Here is a 19,760-nt window from a genome sequence, read left to right as displayed (position 1 = left end):
GGCGGCCTGTTCTTATGGCGGCCGGGTGTTGTTTTCTATGGTGCATGCGTTATAATCCTTCACAGGCAACGCGCCTGCTTTTGGACCCCCTGATACCTGCTTCTTCCGCCAAGTTGATGACAGTTATCGGGGGGTTTGTGCATTCAGGCTCCGGGAAATCCCGTTACCTGCTCCTGAACGTTTTGACGGACACGTCCTGTCCCTGTTTGTTTCCGGAAGTCCGCATTTCTTCCGTAAAACCATCTTCTGCCACCCGTCTGCCTCACCACAAAGCAGTCAAACCGTCAGTTTGAGTTAGGTCACAAAAGTAAGCTGAATCAACAATCTGTCCCACCACAAGACGATCGCTGACGATCCGAATACTACCTTCTCGTCAGTAATTTTTCCAGATGTTAGACCAGATTACTACCCATCGGCGCGTGCTGATTGGGGGCCGCTTGGAAAACGGAAATTATCCCACGCTAAGACTATATTTTGTACAGCAGTGGAGAAGGATGAGAGACCAGCAGTTCATTAACAGGGACTCCTTTTTGCTTAAGCGGCCCAATGGTTCTTTCTATATAAACCGTATTCCAGAGTGTTGTCGCCGCCGTATGTAGTGTCAGCCCGGTGGCGCGGTAACTCTGATCCTCCCGCCCCAGATCCCTGATTTCACTCAGCCGGTGCATAAAGGATACTCGCGCAAGGGCATTACGGGCCTCACCCTTATTCAGCCCCGCCTGTATGCATCGGTCTAAGCCTTTATCGCGAAATCAGTCCAGCATAAACAGCGTCCGATCTCTGCAGAAAATCGCCCTCAGCGCTACGAGTTTGAATGCATTTACTCTGTTTATAGGTAACATTCGCTCCACGATATAATGATATCGGCAACGTATTCAGCATCCTGAGCATGTGTCAGAAGGTGATCAGCCTTACCCAGGGAAATGAAACTCTTGGGATGCTTAGCTGCTTTGAATATTTTCTCAGCCTGCTCAATTAACACGGTATCATCTTCAGTCGCATGAAAAATCAGCAGAGGCTTGTTCATGGCGAACACCTTATGAGCGATTTTGTGTTCCTGAATATTGTCCAGCATCTGTTTCTTTAACGTAAATACCCGCCCGGCCAGCTCAACGGGATAGGCTCCATGCTGGTTAATGTTTTCAACATCATCCTTAAAAAGACGTTTTACGTGTGTCAGTTCTCCGGGTGATCCTATGGTGACAACGGCCTTTGCCTCAGGAACTTCGCCGGCGATAGACAGGATGGCCGATCCCCCCAGGCTATGACCGATGAGCAAAGAAGGCGCTTCGTACTGTCGGCGGAGATAATCTACCGCGCAAAGCAGGTCCGAAATATTGGATGAGAAGTTGGTGTTGGAAAAATCCCCTTCGCTGTTTCCCAGACCAGTAAAATCAAACCGGAGAACGGCGATAGCATTCTCCGTCAGTTTCCGCGCAATACGCGCCGCGCCTTTGAGGTCTTTGCCACACGTAAAACAATGAGCTAACAGCGCAAACGCTTTAGGATTTTCAGGAAGTTCAAGCAATCCGGCCAGTTCTTCACCCGCCGCATTTTTGAACGTAAATTTTAGTTTTTTCATAGGATATTCCCGGCCTTAAACTGATGTTATCTGTTTGAACGCAGGAGAAAAATAATCTCCTGCTCTGCATCTGGCATAACGCCCCCTGGGGATGTGAAACAGCATTCATTGCGAATGCCTGTTCTCACCTTCCAGTTTGAAAGCTGATTTTTGCTTCCTGTTCGGTGATCACTTAGGCTATGCTACCAACTAGATGGTAGTTTACAAGACTTTTGTGAGGACTTCTCGAATGGTCAGGTGCGCGCTCATTCTTAAAATATCACTGGCAATGCTGGCATTTGCGGCAAACTCCATTCTGTGTCGTCTGGCCCTGCAGGGAGGCCACATTGATCCCCTTTCATTCAGCAGCCTCAGGCTGGCCAGTGGTGCATTCGTCCTGTCCCCCTTCCTGTTTTATCATGCCAGGATCACATTATCGCTGTGGCGTCCGCTGAGCGGATTTTACCTCATGGTGTATGCGGTGCTGTTCTCTGTCGCCTATATCCATCTCGATACCGGGGCGGGTGCGCTGTTACTTTTTGGAGCCGTACAGTTTGCGATGGTGATCCACGGATTATTTAAAGGAGAATCACTCTCCGCTATGCGGGCTTGTGGTTTAGTTCTGGCTCTGACGGGAATTGCTGCCCTGCTGTTACCCGGGGCGAAGGCACCGCCGCTTTACAGTGCACTTATGATGATCGTTGCCGGATTAGCCTGGGCCGCCTATTCCGTCAGGGGGAGGGCGGGCCAGGCTGCCGGGGCTTCAACGGCGGCTAATTTTGTTCTCGCAGCGCCGATGGCTCTCGCGCTTTCGTTGCTGTTTATGAAGCAGGGTCACTCTGATGCTGCAGGCATTGCTTTGTCATTGCTGTCCGGTGCCGTCGCCTCAGCCGGCGCCTATGTATTGTGGTATACCCTTTTACCCTCCCTCGGCTCTATTACCGCCAGTACCCTTCAGCTCAGCGTTCCCTGCCTGGCAATGCTAGGGGGTGTGGTATTCCTGGGTGAATCACTGACGGTCAGAACGATATTTTCTGCCCTGGCGGTGCTGGCGGGCATCGTGATGGTGACACGCGAGAAATCCCCCCGTCAGCCGATGGCAAAGGCGAGAAAACCTCAATAACGCAATTAATTCATGCAGTTGTAATGATTCTCTTATGTTAATCACACGAGCCAGTTTTCCCGCTCCGGCATCAGACTGACAGGAATACTGAGGTCGACGTTTCAGACTACACCTAAGGCAGGTTTATGAAATGAAATATGATTTTGATGAGTACGTAAGCAGAGAGAAAACAGACAGTCTGACCGTGGACGGCTGGCGGGAATACCTGTTTTCGGGACAGTCCGAATTTGCAATGCGGTATCCGGCAGAAGGATTAATCAACCTGTGGGTTGCTGACATGGCTTTTGCCACACCAGCGCCGATTCTTCAGGCCATCAGAGACCGTCTGGATAGAAAAATACTCGGCTACACTAAAATCTACGACGAAGAATACTATGAAATCTTTGGCAACTGGTGTGAGCGACAATATGGTCACCGTTTTAAAACGCAAGACATTGTGCTGTCTCCGGGCATTATTCCCGCGCTGAACCGTCTCGTCCCGCTTCTGACCGACAAGGATGACAGTATTCTTATTATGACGCCTTCATATGGCCCGTTTAAAAAGGCGGGTGAATACAGTCAGCGTCGCGTGGTGTACTCGGCGTTAAAAAAATCAGCAGGTGGCTGGGAACCTGACTGGGAAGACTTTGCACGCAAAGCCAGTCAGGCCGATTTACGTGTGAAAATTCTTTTCCTGTGTAATCCGCATAACCCGACCGGACGAGTCTGGCGGCCTGATGAACTTAAGCGGATTATTGAAATTTGCCTGGCCAATGACATCTGGGTGATATCTGACGAAATTCACTGCGACCTGTCCCGAAGCGGTATCGGTCATACACCGGCCGCCTCTCTTTTCCCTGATTCCACACGCATTATTACCTGCATGTCCTCGAGTAAAACATTCAATCTGGCCGGGAATTTGTTGGCAAATATCATTATTCCGGATCCCGGTGTCAGAAGCGACTGGCGTCTCAGACACGACGAATTCATCTCTCCGCTGAGCCTGGCAGCAAACAAAGCGGCGTGGAGTGAATGTGATGACTGGCTTGTCCATCTGAGGGAATATATTGACGGAAATTTCCAGTACCTGCACGACTATCTCAAAAGCTATTTACCCGAAACCAGGTTCTCGATCCCCGAAGGGACATATCTGGCCTGGATAGATATTAGCCACTACCTGCCCGACACCGCGGGTGAGGATCTATCGCTGTATTTTGCCCGGGAGTCAGGGGTGCTTCTTGAAGGGGGCTTGCTGTTTGTCGACAATGGGGACGGATATATCCGGTTAAATCTGGCCTGCCCACGGACTATGCTGACAGCAGGGATGAGAAGAATTTCACAGGTACTGCGGACACCGGTCCCTAACAGGGTATAACCCCTTTCTCTCTGGCCGTTTGTCCTGTCAGGATGTCTTCAGAACCCGGCATAACACCCTGTGCCGGGAACAAAAAAGGCACGGATGAACAGGTTGTGAATATCCTGAGTGAAGCCTGCTGATGACATTTCTGGCGACAAAAAAATGCCGCCCTTAAGGGGCGGCTCATGCCAGCGTCACGGGGTTATCGTCTGACCGCCATGATGCCCGCATCGACATCCCATATAGCGCCCGTCACCCATGATGTTTTGTCAGATAGCAGGAAGAGAATAGTGTTTGCCACATCTTCGGCAGTTCCGACGCGTCCCAGCGGGTGGAAATCGTTCAACGACTTCATAGCATCCGCGATATCCGCTTTGTCCATGAAGCCTTCGTATATAGGCGTATGAACAATCCCCGGAGACACCGCGTTGACACGAATACCCGCGCTGGCCAGCTCAATCGCCAGATTACGCGTCAGGGCATGCAGACCCGCTTTTGCCATTGAATAGGCAGAGGACGGCGAGTCACCCAGTGCTGCCTGTGCGCCAATCGAACCGACGTTGACGATAGACCCTTCGAGCTTCGCGGCGAGCATGTTCTTCACGACATCCTGCGTAATAAAGAACGTGGCGCGGTTCAGCGAAAGATACATGTCATAATCGGCAAAGCTGTGCTCGGTAAATCCTTTCGGTATGAAGATCCCGGCGGCATTCACCATCAGGCTGATATCGCGATGACGGGCATTAATTTCCCGACGGATAGTTTCCATACCTTCTTCGGTCATCAGGTTCGCCGCGATGACCGCCACCGGTCCCAGAGGACTGAGTTCTTTTTGCACCGCTTCGGCTTTGTCTTTTTTATTCCCGGTCAGCACGACACTGCCGCCCGCTTCCAGTACCATGCGTGCCACGGCCAGACCCATGCCGCTGGTACCGCCGACGACGAGCAGTTTTTTACCTTTGAAAAAAGTGTTCATTTTCAGACTCCATTACTGGTGGGTAAGACGTTGCCGGCAGCGTGAAACTGCCGGCGGTTGACGGATTAAATGCTGCAGCCATCCGTTCCGCAGGTCTGACCCGCAGTGGCTGAAAATTCGGTTTGCTGTTCATCCCATACCTGACGCAGGGCATTCAAAAAGTTATCTGCTGCCTGAGCCCCGCTGATGGCATATTTTTCGTTCATCACAAAAACCGGAACGCCGCTGAGGCCAATAGACTGTGCGTGCGCTTCATCGTCGGAAACGGTGGCGCGAAAATCGTCATTTTCCAGGGCGGCTTCAGCGTCAGCTTTCGGCATACCGGCTTCTACGGCCATTGCAACGAGCTGCTGACGGTCAAAGAGAGAGCGACCTTCGGTAATACTGCCGTGATAAAAACGTTCTTCCACCGCGTCCGCAATTCCGGCCTTACGCGCGGCAACCAGCAGGGTGTGTGCATCTTCTGTATCACCAAACATCATGCCGTCGAAGTTGTAGATCAGACCTTCAGATTTACCGGCGGTGCCCACCTGATTCATCATCAGCTCCGCTGAATGCTGACTGCCCAGTTTTTTAACGATGGCATCCTTAAAAGGCATAGCGGGAGTACCACCGGCCAGACGGTAGCTGTGATGGCGGATCACCACCTGATCGCGAAATTCAAAGCGATTCAGACCCTGTTCAAATCTTTTCTTAGCAATCCAGCACCACGGGCAGACCAAATCTGACCAGATATCGATGGTGAGGGTGGGTTTCAGCGTTTGCATAATGATTCCTCAAAGACCTTGGGCGGTCGGGTCTCGCTTATCAGAGAACCGCGACCGTATAGGATTTATTGCGCCTGCCAGACCGGGTAATCGGTATAGCCTTTTTCCGGGGAACCACTGACGCCGTAGTAGGTGGCGCGGTCGCTTTCTGCCAGTGGCCAGCCGTTTTGCATTCTTTCAACCAGATCCGGGTTAGCGATGTAGGGCACACCAAATGCCACCAGATCCAGCTCATCATCTTCCAGAGCCTGCTCTGCGATATCACGGGTAAAACCGCCGGCAGCGATGATGGTGCCTTTAAACGTATTGCGGAAATGACGGCGGAATCCTTCCGGGAGTGGTGCTTTGGTGTACACCGGCTGATAGTAAAGGTGTACGTAGGCCAGTTCCCGCTGACCGAGCGCGTCGGTGATCGCCGACCAGGTTTGCTCTTCACCTTCATACGGCGCGAGGTCATAAATGCGGCCGAACGGTGACAGGCGCACGGCGACGTGGCTGTTACCCACGGCTTCCGCCACGGCGTCAATGGTCTCCAGCAGGAAACGCTGACGATTTTCCACCGAGCCGCCGTATTCGTCGGTGCGGGTGTTCAGTTCGCTACTGAGGAACTGGTCAAAGATGAATCCGTTTGCAGCCATGATTTCCACGCCGTCAAAACCGGCTTCCATCGCCAGGCGTGCGGAGTGCACGAAGTCTGCAGTGATGCGTTTCACTTCATGCGTTTCCAGCGCACGTGGCTGGCTTGGTACAACCGGGCCCGGCTCTCCGGATTCGGTCAGCGCAAAAACGGTGGTATTGACCGCCTGAACGGTGCCCGCTGAAACCGGCGCTATGTGGCCTGGCTGAAGAGAGACGTGAGACATACGGCCGACGTGCCAGAGCTGCGCGAAAATACGGCCACCTTTGGCGTGAACCGCTTGTGTCACCTTACGCCAGCCCTGGACGTGTTCGTCGTTGTAGATACCAGGGGTATAGAGGTAACCCCGACCTTCTTCTGAAACCGGCATCCCTTCGGTGATGAGCAGGCCAGCAGAAGCACGCTGTGCATAGTACAAAGCCACGACCTCATCCGGCACGTCATTCATGGTGCGGGTGCGGGTCATCGGTGCCATGACTACACGGTTTTTTAACGCCAGGCCAGACAGATTGTAGGGGGTGAAAAGCTTACTCATCGTATACCTCACAGAAACAAAAAGGAGTATCCCGGCAGGGATTTGCACAACCCGGAAGTATCACCGACCGGACGTCGCGCACAGGAGTTGCATAAACATCTGATGGGTGGCAATATACCAACCATCTAGTTGGTTGGTCAATGGGTGTGTCGTACTTTTTTGTCATAACGCGGCCATTTCTGAATTGTCACTCACTTTGCGAGGTCATCACCATGCGTACATTAACATCCTATAACGAAGATAATTTCCGCCAGATAGAACAGTACAAAGGGATATCGGTGGTACGTTTCTCTGCACCCTGGTGTCCGCCCTGTCAGGCCAGCGAAGAGATGTTCCGTCAGTTTGCAGACCGGCTCGATGGAGATATTAAGGTAGGGAAAGTCAATGTAGATCAGGCGCCGGTGCTGACAACCAAATACGAGATCTGGGGGCTGCCGTCTGTGCTGATATTTCATGAAGGGCAATTAGTTAAACGCATACCGGGTGTAAAACCTGCATCGGTATATGCTCAGGCGATTGCGGACATAAAAAAAGGGCAGTAATGCCCTTTTAACGTGGAATTTATTAATGCTTAACCGCGTGCCTGACCGACGGCATCCAGAGTGCGGGCTGAATAAATGACCGCCGCGCCAGCGTTGAGGTTAATCGCCACGCCCAGCGCTTCAGCAATTTCAGCGTCGGTTGCACCGGCTTTCACAGCGGCGTCGGCGTGAAAAGCAATACAGCCGTCGCAGCGCGTTGTGACAGCGCACGCCAGGGCAATGAGTTCACGCACTTTTGCGCCCAAAAGGTCAGTTTTGTTACCCGCGTTGCCTAAGGCAACCACGCCTTTCATGGTCTCGGGGGTCAGTTTGCCCAACTCACCTAAACGTTGCATTAACTCTGAGCGATAGTTGTTCCAGTCCAGCATAGTGTCATTCTCCAGAATGAGGGGTATTAAGAAGCAGTTTTATATACTTAAGGCTGTTCGTGAAGACTTCGGGTCTGGCTGTTGCGTGCGCCACTACGCTTGAGCCTTCACAGACATTAATGATCATCAAAGCAATATCTGATGGTTCGGCATGGGATGAAAACTCACCTGACTCCATGCCCGCCCTGACGACGTTTGTGAGCCACTCGATTTGCATATCGAAATAAAGTGATGTCTGTACAGTAATTGCCTGAGGCAGATTGGCGGTCTCCGCTGACAACGCACAACACAGTGGCAGTAGTGAAGCTTTATGGCTTTGCGCGAAGATATCGATGTAGGCCGCAATTCTTTTCTCCGCGCTTTTCTCAGTCGCCTCTATCTGCTCAAATACGCGTTGTGTATCGGAGAACGCCTGTATTACCACCTGCTCACCCAGAATATCTTTGGTCGGGAAATGGTGATGAATACTGGCCTTGGTGATACCCACTATTTTTGATAAATCAGCATAGCTGAATGCTGAATACCCTTTTTCGCGCATCAGGTGTTCTGCTTCGCTGAGCAGCCGTTCCCGTGTCATGGTTGTCATAATTACTCCATATAATCTACTAGTTGATAGATTATATTGTTGCTATTTTTCCGTAGCAAGTTGTATCACTGACTCAGTATCGTGCAGAGCAGAACGTCACTGCCATCCTGCATTCTGAATGGCAGCATTACATCTCTGACATCACGCCAGGCGTGTAATCATTTCAACCGGATTAGCCAGAGTATCGTGGATTGGCGAATTCTTTTGCATTTCGCTGACCAGCGCTTCTAACTCCTCGCGACTGGCGGTCTTGCTCGTAAGGTGAACATCGACGCGAATAGATTTCGCACCTTTACGCACGTTGCTGTCCAGCCCAAGGAAGCCGTTGAGGTTGATATCGAAATTAAGATCCAGCTCGATACCGTCCAGGTCGATCCCTTTTTCAGCAGCCATCATGGTGAGGGTGGCGGTATAACAGCCAGCCAGCGCCTGCATGATGTATTCAGTCGGGCTCATGCCGGTATCGGTGCCGAGTAAACCTGCGGGTTCATCACCGATATTAGAAAATTTCCCCACACGGCTGGTATCGATAACGCCGTTCTGGATTGTGGCGCCGGTCTCAGTGCGAACGGTTAATCCGCCGCTGGAACGGGCTTTCATCTGGAAAGTCAGGTTACCCAGGCCAGGCTGGCTGCGAACTGCTTCACGGGTATTGTGGATCGCAGCTGCGTCTGCAGAAGGTTTAACGGTAGTTGACATAATGGCTCCTGTAATTTCTTGATAAAAGGTATAGCTGGTGTAATCAGTACCAACCATCTAGTTGGTAGATTAGTATCGCGAACCTCTTTTGTCTACTCTTTTATAAAAAATAGGGGGAAAAGAACCCAGCAGGCTGTTTTATTTCATAATAACCATTTGATTTTTTTATAATCTTCCCAGCCGCTCACTCTTGCAGCAATCCAGCCTTTACCCGAAGGATAGTCTGGCGGGTGGTATTAAATTCCCGGGCAATAGCACTGATACTGATGCCAGCATTTAGGCGCTCTGTCACTGTTTGCTTTTGTTCCTCGCTCAGGATGGGAGGGCGACCGAAGCGTTTTCCAGCCGCTTTTGCCCTCGCAATACCTGAATGCGTTCGCTCAAGCAGCAAATCCCGCTCAAACTCCGCTACAGCAGAAATTACCTGCATAGCCATTTTTCCGGCCGGACTGGTCAAGTCAACGCCTCCGAGTGCGAGACAATGAACGCGAATATCTAAAGCCGCCAGTTGCTCTACTGTTTTTCGGATATCCATCGCATTACGACCCAGACGGTCAAGTTTGGTGACAATAAGTACATCCCCATTTTCCATGCGATCTAGCAACCGGATAAATCCGGGGCGTTCGCTGGCAGCAACCGAGCCACTGATATGCTCCTCAATAAGTCGTTGGGATCTGATGGCAAAACCCGCCGCTTCAATTTCACGACGCTGGTTTTCTGTGGTCTGTTCCAGAGTTGAGACCCTGCAGTAGGCAAAAACACGTGACATGGGAAACTTTCCGTACGAAATGGATGTCCGAATTATAACGTGTGTCCGAAATTAATTTCACTAAGTTTCGGACATGTGTTGTAAGTGATGTACGAAACCGACCGGTTTCGGTCAAAGCGAACAAATAACAGATGAAAACTATACGCGAGGGAAGCATTTATGCCACGGCGACAGATACTGAGCAGTGAAGAGCAGGAACGCTTACTGGTTATACCAGATGATGAAATTATTCTGACCCGAATGTGCTTTCTGAACGAACCGGATATTGCGCTCATTAATAAGCACCGACGGCCAGCGAATCGCCTGGGCTTTGCTGTATTACTCTGTTATCTGCGTGGACCTGGATTTATTCCGGACAAAAGCAGTGCTCCTCACAATGGCGTTGTATCCAGGGTTGCTTCCCGACTGAAACTTCAGCCTGATTTATGGCCGGAATATGCATCCAGAGAGCAAACCCGCTGGGAACATCTGACCGAACTTTATCGCTACCTGGAACTATCCCCGTTCAGCCGGTCAATGCAAAAAGACTGTATCCGCCATCTGCACCCCTATGCCATGCGAACTGACAAAGGATTTATGCTGGCGGAAGAAATGCTCAGCTGGCTACATAACAATAATGTTATTTTCCCTTCTGTTGAAGTGATCGAACGGACGCTTGCCGAAGTCGTCACGCTCGCTAACAGATCGGTATTTTCGACACTTACCGCGCAACTGGAAAAGCAGCATAAATCAGCACTCGACAACCTGCTCATATCAGAGGGTGAACAACCTTCCCGCCTGGCATGGCTGCTACAGCCTCCGGGTAAAATAAACGGTAAAAATGTGCTGCAACATATCGACCGGCTTAATTCCATCGCTGCGCTGGGGTTGCCTGATGGTATTGCGCTTTCCGTTCACCAGAACAGGTTGCTTAAACTGGCGCGTGAGGGCCGGAAAATGAGCAGCAGGGACCTGGCAAAATTCACCGATGTCAGACGTTACGCTACGCTGGTTTGTATAATAACAGAGGCCAGGGCCACCCTGACTGACGAAGTGATTGATCTGCACGAGCGTATCCTGGGTAGTCTGTTCAGCAGGGCAAAACGCACGCAGGCCGAACGGCTCCAGCAAACGGGAAAGCTTATTCAGAGCAAGCTGAAGCAGTACGTTACCGTCGGGCAGGCGTTACTTAACGCCAGAGAATCCGGCGAAGATCCCTGGACTGCAATAGAAGATGTCCTTCCCTGGCAGGAATTCATCAACAGCGTGGAAGAAACGCGGTTTCTTTCCCGTAAGGGCAATTTCGACGCGCTTCACCTGATCACAGAAAAATACAGTACGCTGCGTAAATATGCCCCGCGTATGCTGGCAGCATTGCAGTTCATGGCGACACCTGCGGCGCAGGCGCTCAGCGATGCGCTGGACACCATAACGGAAATGTACCGTAAACAACTTCGTAAAGTGCCGCCATCAGCGCCAACAGGGTTTATCCCTGAAAGCTGGCGAAAACTGGTGCTCACACCTTCAGGCATCGACCGCAAGTACTACGAGTTTTGCGTACTGAATGAACTCAAGGATGCATTACGTTCCGGTGATATCTGGGTAAAAGGATCGCGCCGCTACAAAAATTTTGATGATTATCTCATCCCAACTGCTGAGTTTGAGAAATCCCGACATAATGACCTGTTACAGTTGGCCGTTCCGACCGATAGCCAGGCATACCTTCAGGCCCGTATGACTCTTCTTGTATCGCGGCTGGAAGAAGTTAACGCGATGGCGCTTGCCGGTGATTTGCCCGATGTTGATATCTCAGATAAAGGCGTAAAAATCACTCCACTGGAGAACAGCGTTCCTTCAGGTGTTTCGCCCTTTGCAGATTTGGTCTATGGCATGCTCCCCCATCCGAAAATTACGGAGATACTGGAAGAAGTTGATAGCTGGACGGGATTTACGCGTCACTTCGCGCACCTCAAAAATAATAACGTCAGACCAAAAGACGGAAGACTGTTGCTGACCACCATTCTGGCTGACGGCATCAACCTTGGGCTGACAAAAATGGCGGAATCCTGCCCTGGGGCCACAAGATCGTCACTCGAAGGTATTCAGGCATGGTACATCAGAGATGAAACTTATTCAGCGGCACTGGCCGAGCTGGTCAACGCTCAGAAAGCGCGGCCTCTGGCCGCATTCTGGGGCGACGGGACAACATCGTCGTCAGACGGGCAGAACTTTCGGGTAGGCAGTCACGGACGTTATGCCGGTCAGGTCAATCTTAAATATGGTCAGGAGCCGGGCGTGCAGATTTATACGCATATCTCAGACCAATACAGCCCGTTCTACGCCAAAGTGATCAGCCGGGTGCGCGACTCAACCCACGTGCTTGATGGCCTGCTGTACCATGAAAGCGATCTGGAAATTACCGAGCATTACACCGATACCGCAGGCTTCACTGAACATGTTTTCGCCCTGATGCACCTGCTGGGATTCGCTTTTGCGCCAAGGATCCGTGATCTTCATGACAAGCGGCTGTTTATTCATGGAAAGGCCGAGCGCTATCCGGGGCTTCAGTCTGTCATATCAACAACCTGCCTGAATATCAAAGACATTGAGTTGCACTGGGATGAGGTATTGCGCCTGGCAACCTCGATTAAGCAGGGGACAGTCACCGCATCACTGATGATGAAAAAGTTAGCCAGTTACCCAAAACAGAATGGACTTGCCAAAGCGCTGAGAGAGATTGGCCGCATCGAACGGACACTATTTATGCTGGACTGGTTCCGTGATCCCGGTCTGCGCCGACGCGTGCAGGCGGGGCTGAATAAGGGTGAGGCCCGTAATGCCCTTGCGCGAGCGGTCTTTTTGCACCGTCTGGGTGAAATACGGGATCGTGGGCTGGAGAATCAGAGTTATCGCGCCAGCGGGCTGACATTACTGACAGCGGCGATCACGTTGTGGAACACGGTATATATAGAAAGAGCTATTGAGTCACTAAAACGAAAGGGTATCCCGATAAATGAGCAACTGGTCTCTCATCTTTCTCCCCTTGGCTGGGAACATATCAATCTGAGTGGAGATTACGTCTGGCGTAATAATCTTAAGCTGGGATCCGGAAAATACCGCTCATTACGTACAGTCGATACCGCTTTGTACAAAAAAAAGTCTTAGCGTGGGATAATTTCCGTTTTCCAAGCGGACCCCTGATTGTTCCTAAGAGATTTTTACCGACAGCGCTCGCTGTAATGTCAGGGAATTATGTGTAATCCGGGAAGCCTGCAGTGAGAGAAAGTGTGTATAGCGTTTGCTATACATTATTCCTGTGTTATGCTCGTAAAGCAATTGCTATACAAGGGGGGCACTAATGAAATCAGATGTTCAACTCAATCTCAGAGCCAAAGAATCTCAAAGAGCACTCATCGATGCTGCTGCAGAGATACTTCATAAATCACGAACGGATTTCATTCTGGAAATGGCATGCCGGGCTGCGGAGAATGTGATCCTCGATCGTCGTGTATTTAATTTTAACGATGAGCAGTATGCCGAGTTTATCGATATGCTCGATGCGCCAGTTGCGGATGACGCTGCCATCAATAAACTCCTGGCAAGGAAACCTCAGTGGGACGTGTAACAGCACCGGAACCATTATCCAGCTCACATCAACTGGCTGAGTTCGTAAGCGGGGAGGCCGTTCTCGATGACTGGCTTAAACAGCGAGGGTTAAAAAATCAGGCCCTTGGTGCTGCCAGGACGTTCGTTGTATGTAAAACAGGCACCAAACATGTTGCCGGTTTTTACTCCCTGGCAACCGGCAGCGTTAACCATGTTGAAGCGACGGGAAGTCTCAGGCGCAATATGCCAGATCCAATCCCGGTTATCATACTTGCTCGCCTGGCTGTCGATGTCTCACTTCGTGGACAAGGGCTGGGTGCTGATTTACTGCACGATGCAGTATTGCGCTGTTATCGTGTGGCTGAAAATATAGGCGTTCGTGCAATTATGGTTCATGCGCTGACAGAAAAAGCCAAAGGGTTTTATCTTCATCATGGTTTTAAGGCATCGCAAACTCATGAACGGACTCTGTTTCTCAAGCTTCCGCAATAAATTCATTGGCAAGAAAGGGATGTGGCTGACGATAAATAATTGATATTAAATGATATATTAATGATATTTAACATAATCTTTGTTATGCGTACTTATAGTGGTAGTGGCTAAGTTAAGATGGCATTACATTAAGGGAATCTAATGACGGCACATGCAGCGGATTTTTTCACCTTGGATAAAGTTAACCGACTTAAAATTGTAGACCGGCTTCTGGTCACTCAGATGGTTGCAGAGCGTCTGGGAATATCCGATCGCCAGTACCAACGTCTTCTGTCGCGTTACTGTGAATCTGGCCCACTGGGTATGATGACATGGATCAAATGGCAGACATAATCACGCCCTTCATAGAACTGAACCTCCAGAGCTTAATTCTTGGGGATCAACTGAGCACCAACCAGAAGTCCGCTGTACACACCACGATGCATTTTCTTCTTCATTTCGGTTGAACATTAACCATTATGGCAAGCTAAATTTTTATTATTTAATTTTAATTAGGATGATAAAACATGCTCAAATCAAAAGTCAGCATTCCTGACTTAATTTGAAAACACTGGTTGTTTGTATATTGAAAAAAGGAAAAGCGGCCACATCTAATAGATATGTTTCTTTCGGTGCGGGGTTAAGTAATGTCTGATTTGAATGCAGCCAAAAACTATGGCGTGCGGATACTGAGCCTGAACGGTGGTGGGGCCAGGGGGATGTTTACAATCAGTGTGCTTGCTGAGATTGAGAGGATACTTTCCCTCAGGTACCCTGACCGTGAAATCAAAATTGGAGAATTCTTTGATCTCATCACGGGAACATCAATAGGCGGGATACTGGCGCTAGGCCTAGCAACAGGTAAAAGTGCTCGCGAATTGGAACGTGTTTTCTTTGAAAAAGCGAATGACATTTTTCCAGCAAGATGGGGATTTGCCAATCTCCTTAAGTCACTTGTTGCACCTATTTACAGTAGCGCCCCTCTCCGTGAAACCGTTGAAACGATGATTGGCGGTGGAACCACCTTTAATGACCTGACCCGAAGAGTAATAATCCCAGCAGTAAATCTTTCGACAGGAAAACCTCAGTTTTTCAAGACACCTCACAACCCTGATTTTACGCGCGATGGCGAGCTTAAACTGATTGATGCCGCGCTTGCAACCTCGGCAGCACCAACATACTTTGCCCCACACTATTGTGAAGATCTCCGCACTTATTTTGCTGATGGAGGTTTAGTCGCTAACAACCCCAGCTATATCGGTTTGCTGGAAGTGTTCAGGGACATGAAGTCTGATTTTCCTGATGTTATTCATAAAGACATACACATACTCAACATCGGTACAGTCGGTGAAGAGTACTCACTTAGTCCGAAACTATTAAGCAAAAGATGGTGGAATGGATACTGCCGTCTGTGGGGAACAGGTAAACGACTGGTCCTTACAACCATGACGGCTAATCAACACCTGCATAAAAGTATGCTCCTGCGCGAGCTTACATTCCGTGATGCGTTCGATAACTACACCTACCTGGATGAAGTTATTCCCAATGAAGCAGCCAGCGATATCACTCTGGATAATGCCACGAAGAGTTCGATAGAAAATCTGAGCGCTAGGGGGAGGCAACTCGCTAATGTGCAGTTCGCTCAAAACCAAAAACTTAAGAACTTTTTCACTACACCTGCAAAACCCTTTAAGCGCAAAATCGCGCAGGAGGTATTCTGATGCATTGGGATTTTAACAATTACTATAGCCACAGTATGGACGGCTTAATCAGTAAGCTCAAACTGGGCAAGGCTGAATCTGATAAACTTATAGCGCTTCGCCAGAAGGTCCGAGAGAGAACAAGAGACGTATTCAAGGAAGCCAGAGAAATCGCTACTGATGTAAGAAGGCAAGCACTGACACTTGAGAATGTCAGATTGAAACTTGAGGAAACGAATGTTCGTTACCTCTCCCCCGCGGACCGTGCCGATCTTGCTCGACTTATTTTTGAAATGGAAGATGAAGCCCGTGATGACTTTATCAAATACCAGCCTCGATTTTCGACACAGGGGAGCTTTCAGTACGATACGTTGAACAGGCCCTTTCATCCAGGGCAGGAAATGGATATCGATGATGGCACCTACATGCCCATGACCGTATTTGAATCGAAACCCAGCATTGGACACACTCTGCTGCTACTGCTCGTGGATACGTCGCTGAAATCGTTAGAAGCGGAGAACGCAGGATGGACATTTGAAGAAAAGAAAAACTGCGGCCGCATCAAAATCCCTAATGAGAAAACACACATCGATGTACCTATGTATGCAATTCCTAAAGAGAAATTCCAGGAAAAGCAAACAGCAGCAGATTCTGCACACCTTATAAAATCTGATTCAATGTTTGAGTCTCTAGCTTTAAACCGGGCTGGACTTGAATCATATGTCGTAGAGTCAGACAAAGTGAATTTAGCAATACGTGAAGGGACCAGGAGATGGTCAATCAGTGACCCTAAAATTGTAGAAGACTGGTTCAATGAGAGTTGCGATCGTATAGGCAGCCACCTTCGGTATATTTGTCGCTTTATGAAAGCCTGGCGAGATGCTCAATGGGATGTTGGAGGCCCATCATCAATCAGCTTGATGGCTGCTGTTGTAAATATCCTCGACAAAGAGGCTCATGATGGTGCCGACCTCACTGGAACCATGAAACTCGTTGCCAGGTTACTGCCTGATGAATTCAATCACGGACTGGAAAGCCCCGACGATACTGACACAAAATTGTTGTTCCCTGCTGAGCGTGATCAAAACGTACACCAGAGAACCATAATTGAAACCATGAGAAGATTACACGGTATTCTGCTTGCTGCTGAGAGTTCAGAGAGCAGAGAGGATGCGTTGCGTAAAATCAATGAAGCATTTGGGAAACGTGTGACTAATGCCTCCTTAATCACATCAATTGCGGCTGCTCCTGCATTTCTAAATTCCCCATCCAAAGAGCCAGCATCCAAGCCTATCAACAAAACAATGGTAAGTGGCTAATGGAGGACGGGCAACTCCATAAAGTGATGACAGGCTGCGGGTATCGTTATATGCGTGCCCGCAATCTCCCTGAGAAATCTATTCTGTACAGCAAGGTGCGCGGGGAAGGATATTACACGAAGGAATACACGACTGACGCAGGTAACTTTAATGTTGCTCTGGTGATTCGCCCAGACCCTTTCACAGAACTACCGATAGCAATTATTATTGAACAACCTGAGCAGTTCCAAAACTGCCTTTTGCCTCACGTCGCCCTGGAAGGGTTTCTCTGCTACGTTGACCAAATGGAAGCCGACTGGGACTCCAACGACCTGGCAGGGACATACAAAGAAATTGATGCGCAGATACACCTCACCCTCATTAATTCGGTATCCGCTGCCACGAAAGGGCTAAACGATAAGAGAGAGCTGGAAGGGGAATTTGCTGCATACTGGCAACCCAGCGAGACGCTCTTTCTTCTGTCAAACGCTAGCCGGGGGACTAGACTTAAAACCAGTCTGGCGAAATCACTTATGTCTGATGGAACCACCAGACAGGAGTACATAACGGTTGAGGAATCCTCATCAGAGGATTCGGAAGCCGTTATTACCAAATGGCTCAAGCAAAGGTATTTCCCCCGGAATTCGTTAAAAGATATTCCCATCAACACACACTACATTTCCGTAAACCCCAGCCGCCTTGCCGGGATGAAATGGCCACCTGCTTCATTCCGGGATTTACTGGAGTGGCTTGAAAAATCAGACCACAATGCCAGAGACAGAGTCATTGAACACATCAAAGCTGAAGGGAAGAAAAGGTATATTTTTCTCTTTGATGTTTTAAATCAGGATATCTTTGCTACCTATGTTGAGTTCAATACACAATCTGTTGATTTCAGGAGGCACAAAAAGTCAGCTAAAAACTCAACTGTCAAACTCGCCACGATGTTAGGTGGCAAAAACGTTTGCACGGAATATCAAAGGCTGGGGGTAACTCGCGCCGATATTACGACGCTCCTCAGCCGAAATGCCCGACGGGAAGGTACAGCAAGTTTGTCTGAAAAGCGCATAGCGTTGATAGGCTGTGGCACAATTGGCGGATATCTGGCTGAATTATTACTCAGGAACGGAGCTGGATGTGGCAAAGGTTTACTACATATGTATGATAGTGATATCTACAAACCCAGTAACTTTGGTCGCCATACCTTATCGTCGCATGATTTTGGATCGTATAAATCCCTTTCACTGGCGACAAGACTCCAAGATTCATTACATCTACAGACTAAGATTATTGGATTTAATAAACAATTCCGTATCAACACAGATGTAATGCAGAAGTACGACATAATTATTGATGCGACAGGACGCCCACCTGTATCAAAACGCATCGCTGCGGTAGTAAGGAACATCCCTCGGGAACAAAGACCATTTATTATTCACGCATTCAATGACGGAAATGGTAGGGCATCAAAAGTCTTTATTGATGATGGCCGAAGCTGTTATGGATGTATGGTTTCTAATCCCGAAAAATACCATGACGGAACCGATTTGCGCTTTATGGCTCTTGATATATCAAGTGAAACAAATAAAAGCTGTGGTAGCACTTACACACTATATGATGCGGCAGTTAGTAACATAACTGCATCTCTTGCTCAGATGGCCGTGTTAAGTACTCTCGAGCCAGAGTTAAAGTGGACTTACAATGAACATGTCCTTGAGGGCGGGCGTTCGTTCAGACCTCAATTTTTGCCACATCAACCTAACTGCTCTGTATGTAATGAACATAAATGAATTGGTATTCATAGATGAATTTGATAATCATGTAGTGGTCATGAGCGAAGTCGTTCGACTGTTTCACTCCTATCGGCAAATGCATTATGTCAGTACTGAGGCCGGAGGAACTATAATCGGGGAACGCCGTGGACAGCACATTGTAGTCACTGATATTTCAGAACCAGGTCAGGGTGACATAAGGACACGGAATCGGTTTGAAAGAAAAGGTGATCATCATCAGCAGAAAGTAGACGAATTGTTTAAACAATCAGATGGCTATCTTGTTTATTTAGGTGAATGGCATACACACCCAGAAGATTTTCCTCAACCATCGTATACAGACATAAAATCATGGCTGGCCGGATTGATAGCAACAGATCCAATGGTCCTGCTTATTGTTGGCAGAAAAAGCAACTGGCTTGGTATAAAACATGGCAATGACATTAGATCATTAAATGAAAAGATAGATAAAAGCTAGAGTCATAAATCTACAGCCATTCTGGAAACGCATGAGCTATTAAAGTAAGATTTAAAAAGTGTATAATTTAATAAATATTTGTCGATAAGCTCAGCAATAATAATTTAATTGGCAAATTACTCACATAGATAATTTCTGATAGATCTTTGATATATCATCCTTCTTTTGATAAAAGACTGAGAAAGTGATTGTGCAACCTTATTTGATTCATGGCTTTATAGTTGAATTCAAGCTAATAAAAATTCTGCGAGAAAACTGTATAGCGTGCTTTCAAAAGCTTTTGGGATTCAAGCACTGACAGGTTTAATGGCAGCAAAGCAGAGTCAATTCCATATGATACATGGATCACATAATTAATAGTTGGTTTGCGAAATTTGTGTTTATGCCTTGATAATGTACATTCGATCCCATATATCTGTATTGAGGATGTCCCTCTGAAACTCAGGAATCAGTATCATGGGTTTAAAACCAGGTCCGAAGCCAATTGCCAAGTCAACAGGAAAGCCGGATCAACGCCGTCGCGATAATAAGGATACTCCCGGTAACACCCCCGGATT

General features: G+C 48.7%; 18 protein-coding genes and 2 pseudogenes. 11 read left to right on the top strand and 9 right to left on the bottom strand.

Annotated elements, in window-relative coordinates; translation table 11 throughout:
* Positions 1 to 482: 482 nt before the first annotated feature.
* Together ACR42C_RS23530 and ACR42C_RS23525 are read right to left on the bottom strand one after the other, a co-directional pair.
* Positions 483 to 803, bottom strand: a pseudogene (locus tag ACR42C_RS23530) (Tn3 family transposase); the annotation flags it as partial.
* 26 nt (positions 804 to 829) lie between these two features.
* Entirely contained in the window at positions 830 to 1,582 is a 753-nt protein-coding gene (locus tag ACR42C_RS23525) for an alpha/beta hydrolase family protein (RefSeq protein WP_004729622.1), read from the bottom strand.
* 229 nt (positions 1,583 to 1,811) lie between these two features.
* On the opposite strand from ACR42C_RS23525, the gene ACR42C_RS23520 reads away from it, so the two are divergent.
* Complete coding sequence (locus ACR42C_RS23520) at positions 1,812 to 2,684, top strand: DMT family transporter (protein WP_214551378.1); 873 nt, start codon at positions 1,812 to 1,814, stop codon at positions 2,682 to 2,684.
* A 130-nt stretch (positions 2,685 to 2,814) separates the two neighbouring features.
* On the top strand, positions 2,815 to 4,038 hold the full coding sequence (locus ACR42C_RS23515; protein WP_214551376.1) for a MalY/PatB family protein: 1,224 nt from the start codon (positions 2,815 to 2,817) through the stop codon (positions 4,036 to 4,038).
* A gap of 184 nt (positions 4,039 to 4,222) precedes the next feature.
* On the opposite strand, the gene ACR42C_RS23510 is transcribed toward ACR42C_RS23515, so the two are convergent.
* The 3 genes from ACR42C_RS23510 to ACR42C_RS23500 form a co-directional block, all read right to left on the bottom strand.
* Positions 4,223 to 4,996 (bottom strand): SDR family NAD(P)-dependent oxidoreductase, encoded by a 774-nt coding sequence (locus ACR42C_RS23510; RefSeq protein WP_214551367.1) that lies wholly within the window; start codon positions 4,994 to 4,996, stop codon positions 4,223 to 4,225.
* Between the two features lie 65 nt (positions 4,997 to 5,061).
* Positions 5,062 to 5,763: a DsbA family oxidoreductase gene (locus ACR42C_RS23505; protein ID WP_001194072.1), complete on the bottom strand. Its 702-nt coding sequence runs from the start codon at positions 5,761 to 5,763 to the stop codon at positions 5,062 to 5,064.
* A gap of 65 nt (positions 5,764 to 5,828) precedes the next feature.
* Positions 5,829 to 6,935 carry an alkene reductase gene (locus ACR42C_RS23500; RefSeq protein WP_214551364.1) on the bottom strand — a complete coding sequence of 369 codons (1,107 nt, stop codon included), beginning with the start codon at positions 6,933 to 6,935 and terminating at the stop codon, positions 5,829 to 5,831.
* A gap of 212 nt (positions 6,936 to 7,147) precedes the next feature.
* Here ACR42C_RS23500 and ACR42C_RS23495 point away from each other — a divergent pair, with 212 nt between their 5' ends.
* Positions 7,148 to 7,477 (top strand): thioredoxin family protein, encoded by a 330-nt coding sequence (locus tag ACR42C_RS23495; protein ID WP_214551363.1) that lies wholly within the window; start codon positions 7,148 to 7,150, stop codon positions 7,475 to 7,477.
* A gap of 29 nt (positions 7,478 to 7,506) precedes the next feature.
* On the opposite strand, the gene ACR42C_RS23490 is transcribed toward ACR42C_RS23495, so the two are convergent.
* The 4 genes from ACR42C_RS23490 to ACR42C_RS23475 form a co-directional block, all read right to left on the bottom strand.
* Positions 7,507 to 7,845, bottom strand: coding sequence for a carboxymuconolactone decarboxylase family protein (locus tag ACR42C_RS23490; RefSeq protein ID WP_000888080.1), 339 nt, complete (start codon positions 7,843 to 7,845; stop codon positions 7,507 to 7,509).
* Between the two features lie 4 nt (positions 7,846 to 7,849).
* Positions 7,850 to 8,431: a TetR/AcrR family transcriptional regulator gene (locus ACR42C_RS23485; protein ID WP_214551361.1), complete on the bottom strand. Its 582-nt coding sequence runs from the start codon at positions 8,429 to 8,431 to the stop codon at positions 7,850 to 7,852.
* A 141-nt stretch (positions 8,432 to 8,572) separates the two neighbouring features.
* Positions 8,573 to 9,130 carry an OsmC family protein gene (locus ACR42C_RS23480; protein WP_000108589.1) on the bottom strand — a complete coding sequence of 186 codons (558 nt, stop codon included), beginning with the start codon at positions 9,128 to 9,130 and terminating at the stop codon, positions 8,573 to 8,575.
* 184 nt (positions 9,131 to 9,314) lie between these two features.
* On the bottom strand, positions 9,315 to 9,899 hold the full coding sequence (locus ACR42C_RS23475) for a recombinase family protein (protein ID WP_214551353.1): 585 nt from the start codon (positions 9,897 to 9,899) through the stop codon (positions 9,315 to 9,317).
* Positions 9,900 to 10,058: 159 nt separating this feature from the next.
* Between ACR42C_RS23475 and ACR42C_RS23470 the strand changes: the two genes are divergently transcribed.
* From ACR42C_RS23470 to cap3, 8 genes and pseudogenes are all read left to right on the top strand, one after another.
* Positions 10,059 to 13,043: a Tn3 family transposase gene (locus tag ACR42C_RS23470; protein ID WP_479985230.1), complete on the top strand. Its 2,985-nt coding sequence runs from the start codon at positions 10,059 to 10,061 to the stop codon at positions 13,041 to 13,043.
* Positions 13,044 to 13,236: 193 nt separating this feature from the next.
* Positions 13,237 to 13,503, top strand: a complete 267-nt coding sequence (locus tag ACR42C_RS23465) for a type II toxin-antitoxin system TacA family antitoxin (RefSeq protein WP_110915497.1) — start codon at positions 13,237 to 13,239, stop codon at positions 13,501 to 13,503.
* Positions 13,491 to 13,976, top strand: coding sequence for a GNAT family N-acetyltransferase (locus ACR42C_RS23460; RefSeq protein ID WP_110915498.1), 486 nt, complete (start codon positions 13,491 to 13,493; stop codon positions 13,974 to 13,976). The genes ACR42C_RS23465 and ACR42C_RS23460 overlap by 13 nt, the downstream gene beginning before the upstream one ends.
* A 141-nt stretch (positions 13,977 to 14,117) precedes the next feature.
* Positions 14,118 to 14,282: pseudogene (locus ACR42C_RS23455) on the top strand (ISNCY family transposase); the annotation flags it as partial.
* Positions 14,283 to 14,602: 320 nt separating this feature from the next.
* Complete coding sequence (locus ACR42C_RS23450) at positions 14,603 to 15,676, top strand: CBASS cGAMP-activated phospholipase (protein ID WP_110915499.1); 1,074 nt, start codon at positions 14,603 to 14,605, stop codon at positions 15,674 to 15,676.
* Entirely contained in the window at positions 15,676 to 16,974 is a 1,299-nt protein-coding gene (locus tag ACR42C_RS23445) for a CBASS cGAMP synthase (RefSeq protein ID WP_110915500.1), read from the top strand. Before ACR42C_RS23450 ends, ACR42C_RS23445 begins: the two co-directional genes overlap by 1 nt.
* Positions 16,974 to 18,743 carry an E2/UBC family protein gene (locus tag ACR42C_RS23440; RefSeq protein WP_110915501.1) on the top strand — a complete coding sequence of 590 codons (1,770 nt, stop codon included), beginning with the start codon at positions 16,974 to 16,976 and terminating at the stop codon, positions 18,741 to 18,743. Before ACR42C_RS23445 ends, ACR42C_RS23440 begins: the two co-directional genes overlap by 1 nt.
* Positions 18,730 to 19,203, top strand: coding sequence for a CBASS system CD-NTase/cGAS isopeptidase Cap3 (cap3, locus tag ACR42C_RS23435; RefSeq protein WP_083264112.1), 474 nt, complete (start codon positions 18,730 to 18,732; stop codon positions 19,201 to 19,203). Before ACR42C_RS23440 ends, cap3 begins: the two co-directional genes overlap by 14 nt.
* The last annotated feature ends 557 nt before the right edge of the window (positions 19,204 to 19,760 follow it).

It is taken from the genome of Enterobacter sp. MG-EB028, from assembly GCF_056673305.1.
Note: the sequence above shows the minus strand (reverse complement) of the source record. Positions and strands in the feature narration are given on the sequence as shown.

Bases quoted from the DNA above. Each gene is read 5' to 3' on its own strand.
- ACR42C_RS23525 (WP_004729622.1), bottom strand. From the start codon at position 1,582: ATGAAAAAACTAAAATTTACGTTCAAAAATGCGGCGGGTGAAGAACTG.
- ACR42C_RS23480 (WP_000108589.1), bottom strand. From the start codon at position 9,130: ATGTCAACTACCGTTAAACCTTCTGCAGACGCAGCTGCGATCCACAAT.
- ACR42C_RS23440 (WP_110915501.1), top strand. From the start codon at position 16,974: ATGGAGGACGGGCAACTCCATAAAGTGATGACAGGCTGCGGGTATCGT.
- ACR42C_RS23445 (WP_110915500.1), top strand. From the start codon at position 15,676: ATGCATTGGGATTTTAACAATTACTATAGCCACAGTATGGACGGCTTA.
- cap3 (WP_083264112.1), top strand. From the start codon at position 18,730: ATGAACATAAATGAATTGGTATTCATAGATGAATTTGATAATCATGTA.
- ACR42C_RS23495 (WP_214551363.1), top strand. From the start codon at position 7,148: ATGCGTACATTAACATCCTATAACGAAGATAATTTCCGCCAGATAGAA.
- ACR42C_RS23490 (WP_000888080.1), bottom strand. From the start codon at position 7,845: ATGCTGGACTGGAACAACTATCGCTCAGAGTTAATGCAACGTTTAGGT.
- ACR42C_RS23470 (WP_479985230.1), top strand. From the start codon at position 10,059: ATGCCACGGCGACAGATACTGAGCAGTGAAGAGCAGGAACGCTTACTG.
- ACR42C_RS23515 (WP_214551376.1), top strand. From the start codon at position 2,815: ATGAAATATGATTTTGATGAGTACGTAAGCAGAGAGAAAACAGACAGT.
- ACR42C_RS23505 (WP_001194072.1), bottom strand. From the start codon at position 5,763: ATGCAAACGCTGAAACCCACCCTCACCATCGATATCTGGTCAGATTTG.
- ACR42C_RS23450 (WP_110915499.1), top strand. From the start codon at position 14,603: ATGTCTGATTTGAATGCAGCCAAAAACTATGGCGTGCGGATACTGAGC.
- ACR42C_RS23475 (WP_214551353.1), bottom strand. From the start codon at position 9,899: ATGTCACGTGTTTTTGCCTACTGCAGGGTCTCAACTCTGGAACAGACC.
- ACR42C_RS23465 (WP_110915497.1), top strand. From the start codon at position 13,237: ATGAAATCAGATGTTCAACTCAATCTCAGAGCCAAAGAATCTCAAAGA.
- ACR42C_RS23500 (WP_214551364.1), bottom strand. From the start codon at position 6,935: ATGAGTAAGCTTTTCACCCCCTACAATCTGTCTGGCCTGGCGTTAAAA.
- ACR42C_RS23520 (WP_214551378.1), top strand. From the start codon at position 1,812: ATGGTCAGGTGCGCGCTCATTCTTAAAATATCACTGGCAATGCTGGCA.
- ACR42C_RS23510 (WP_214551367.1), bottom strand. From the start codon at position 4,996: ATGAACACTTTTTTCAAAGGTAAAAAACTGCTCGTCGTCGGCGGTACC.
- ACR42C_RS23485 (WP_214551361.1), bottom strand. From the start codon at position 8,431: ATGACAACCATGACACGGGAACGGCTGCTCAGCGAAGCAGAACACCTG.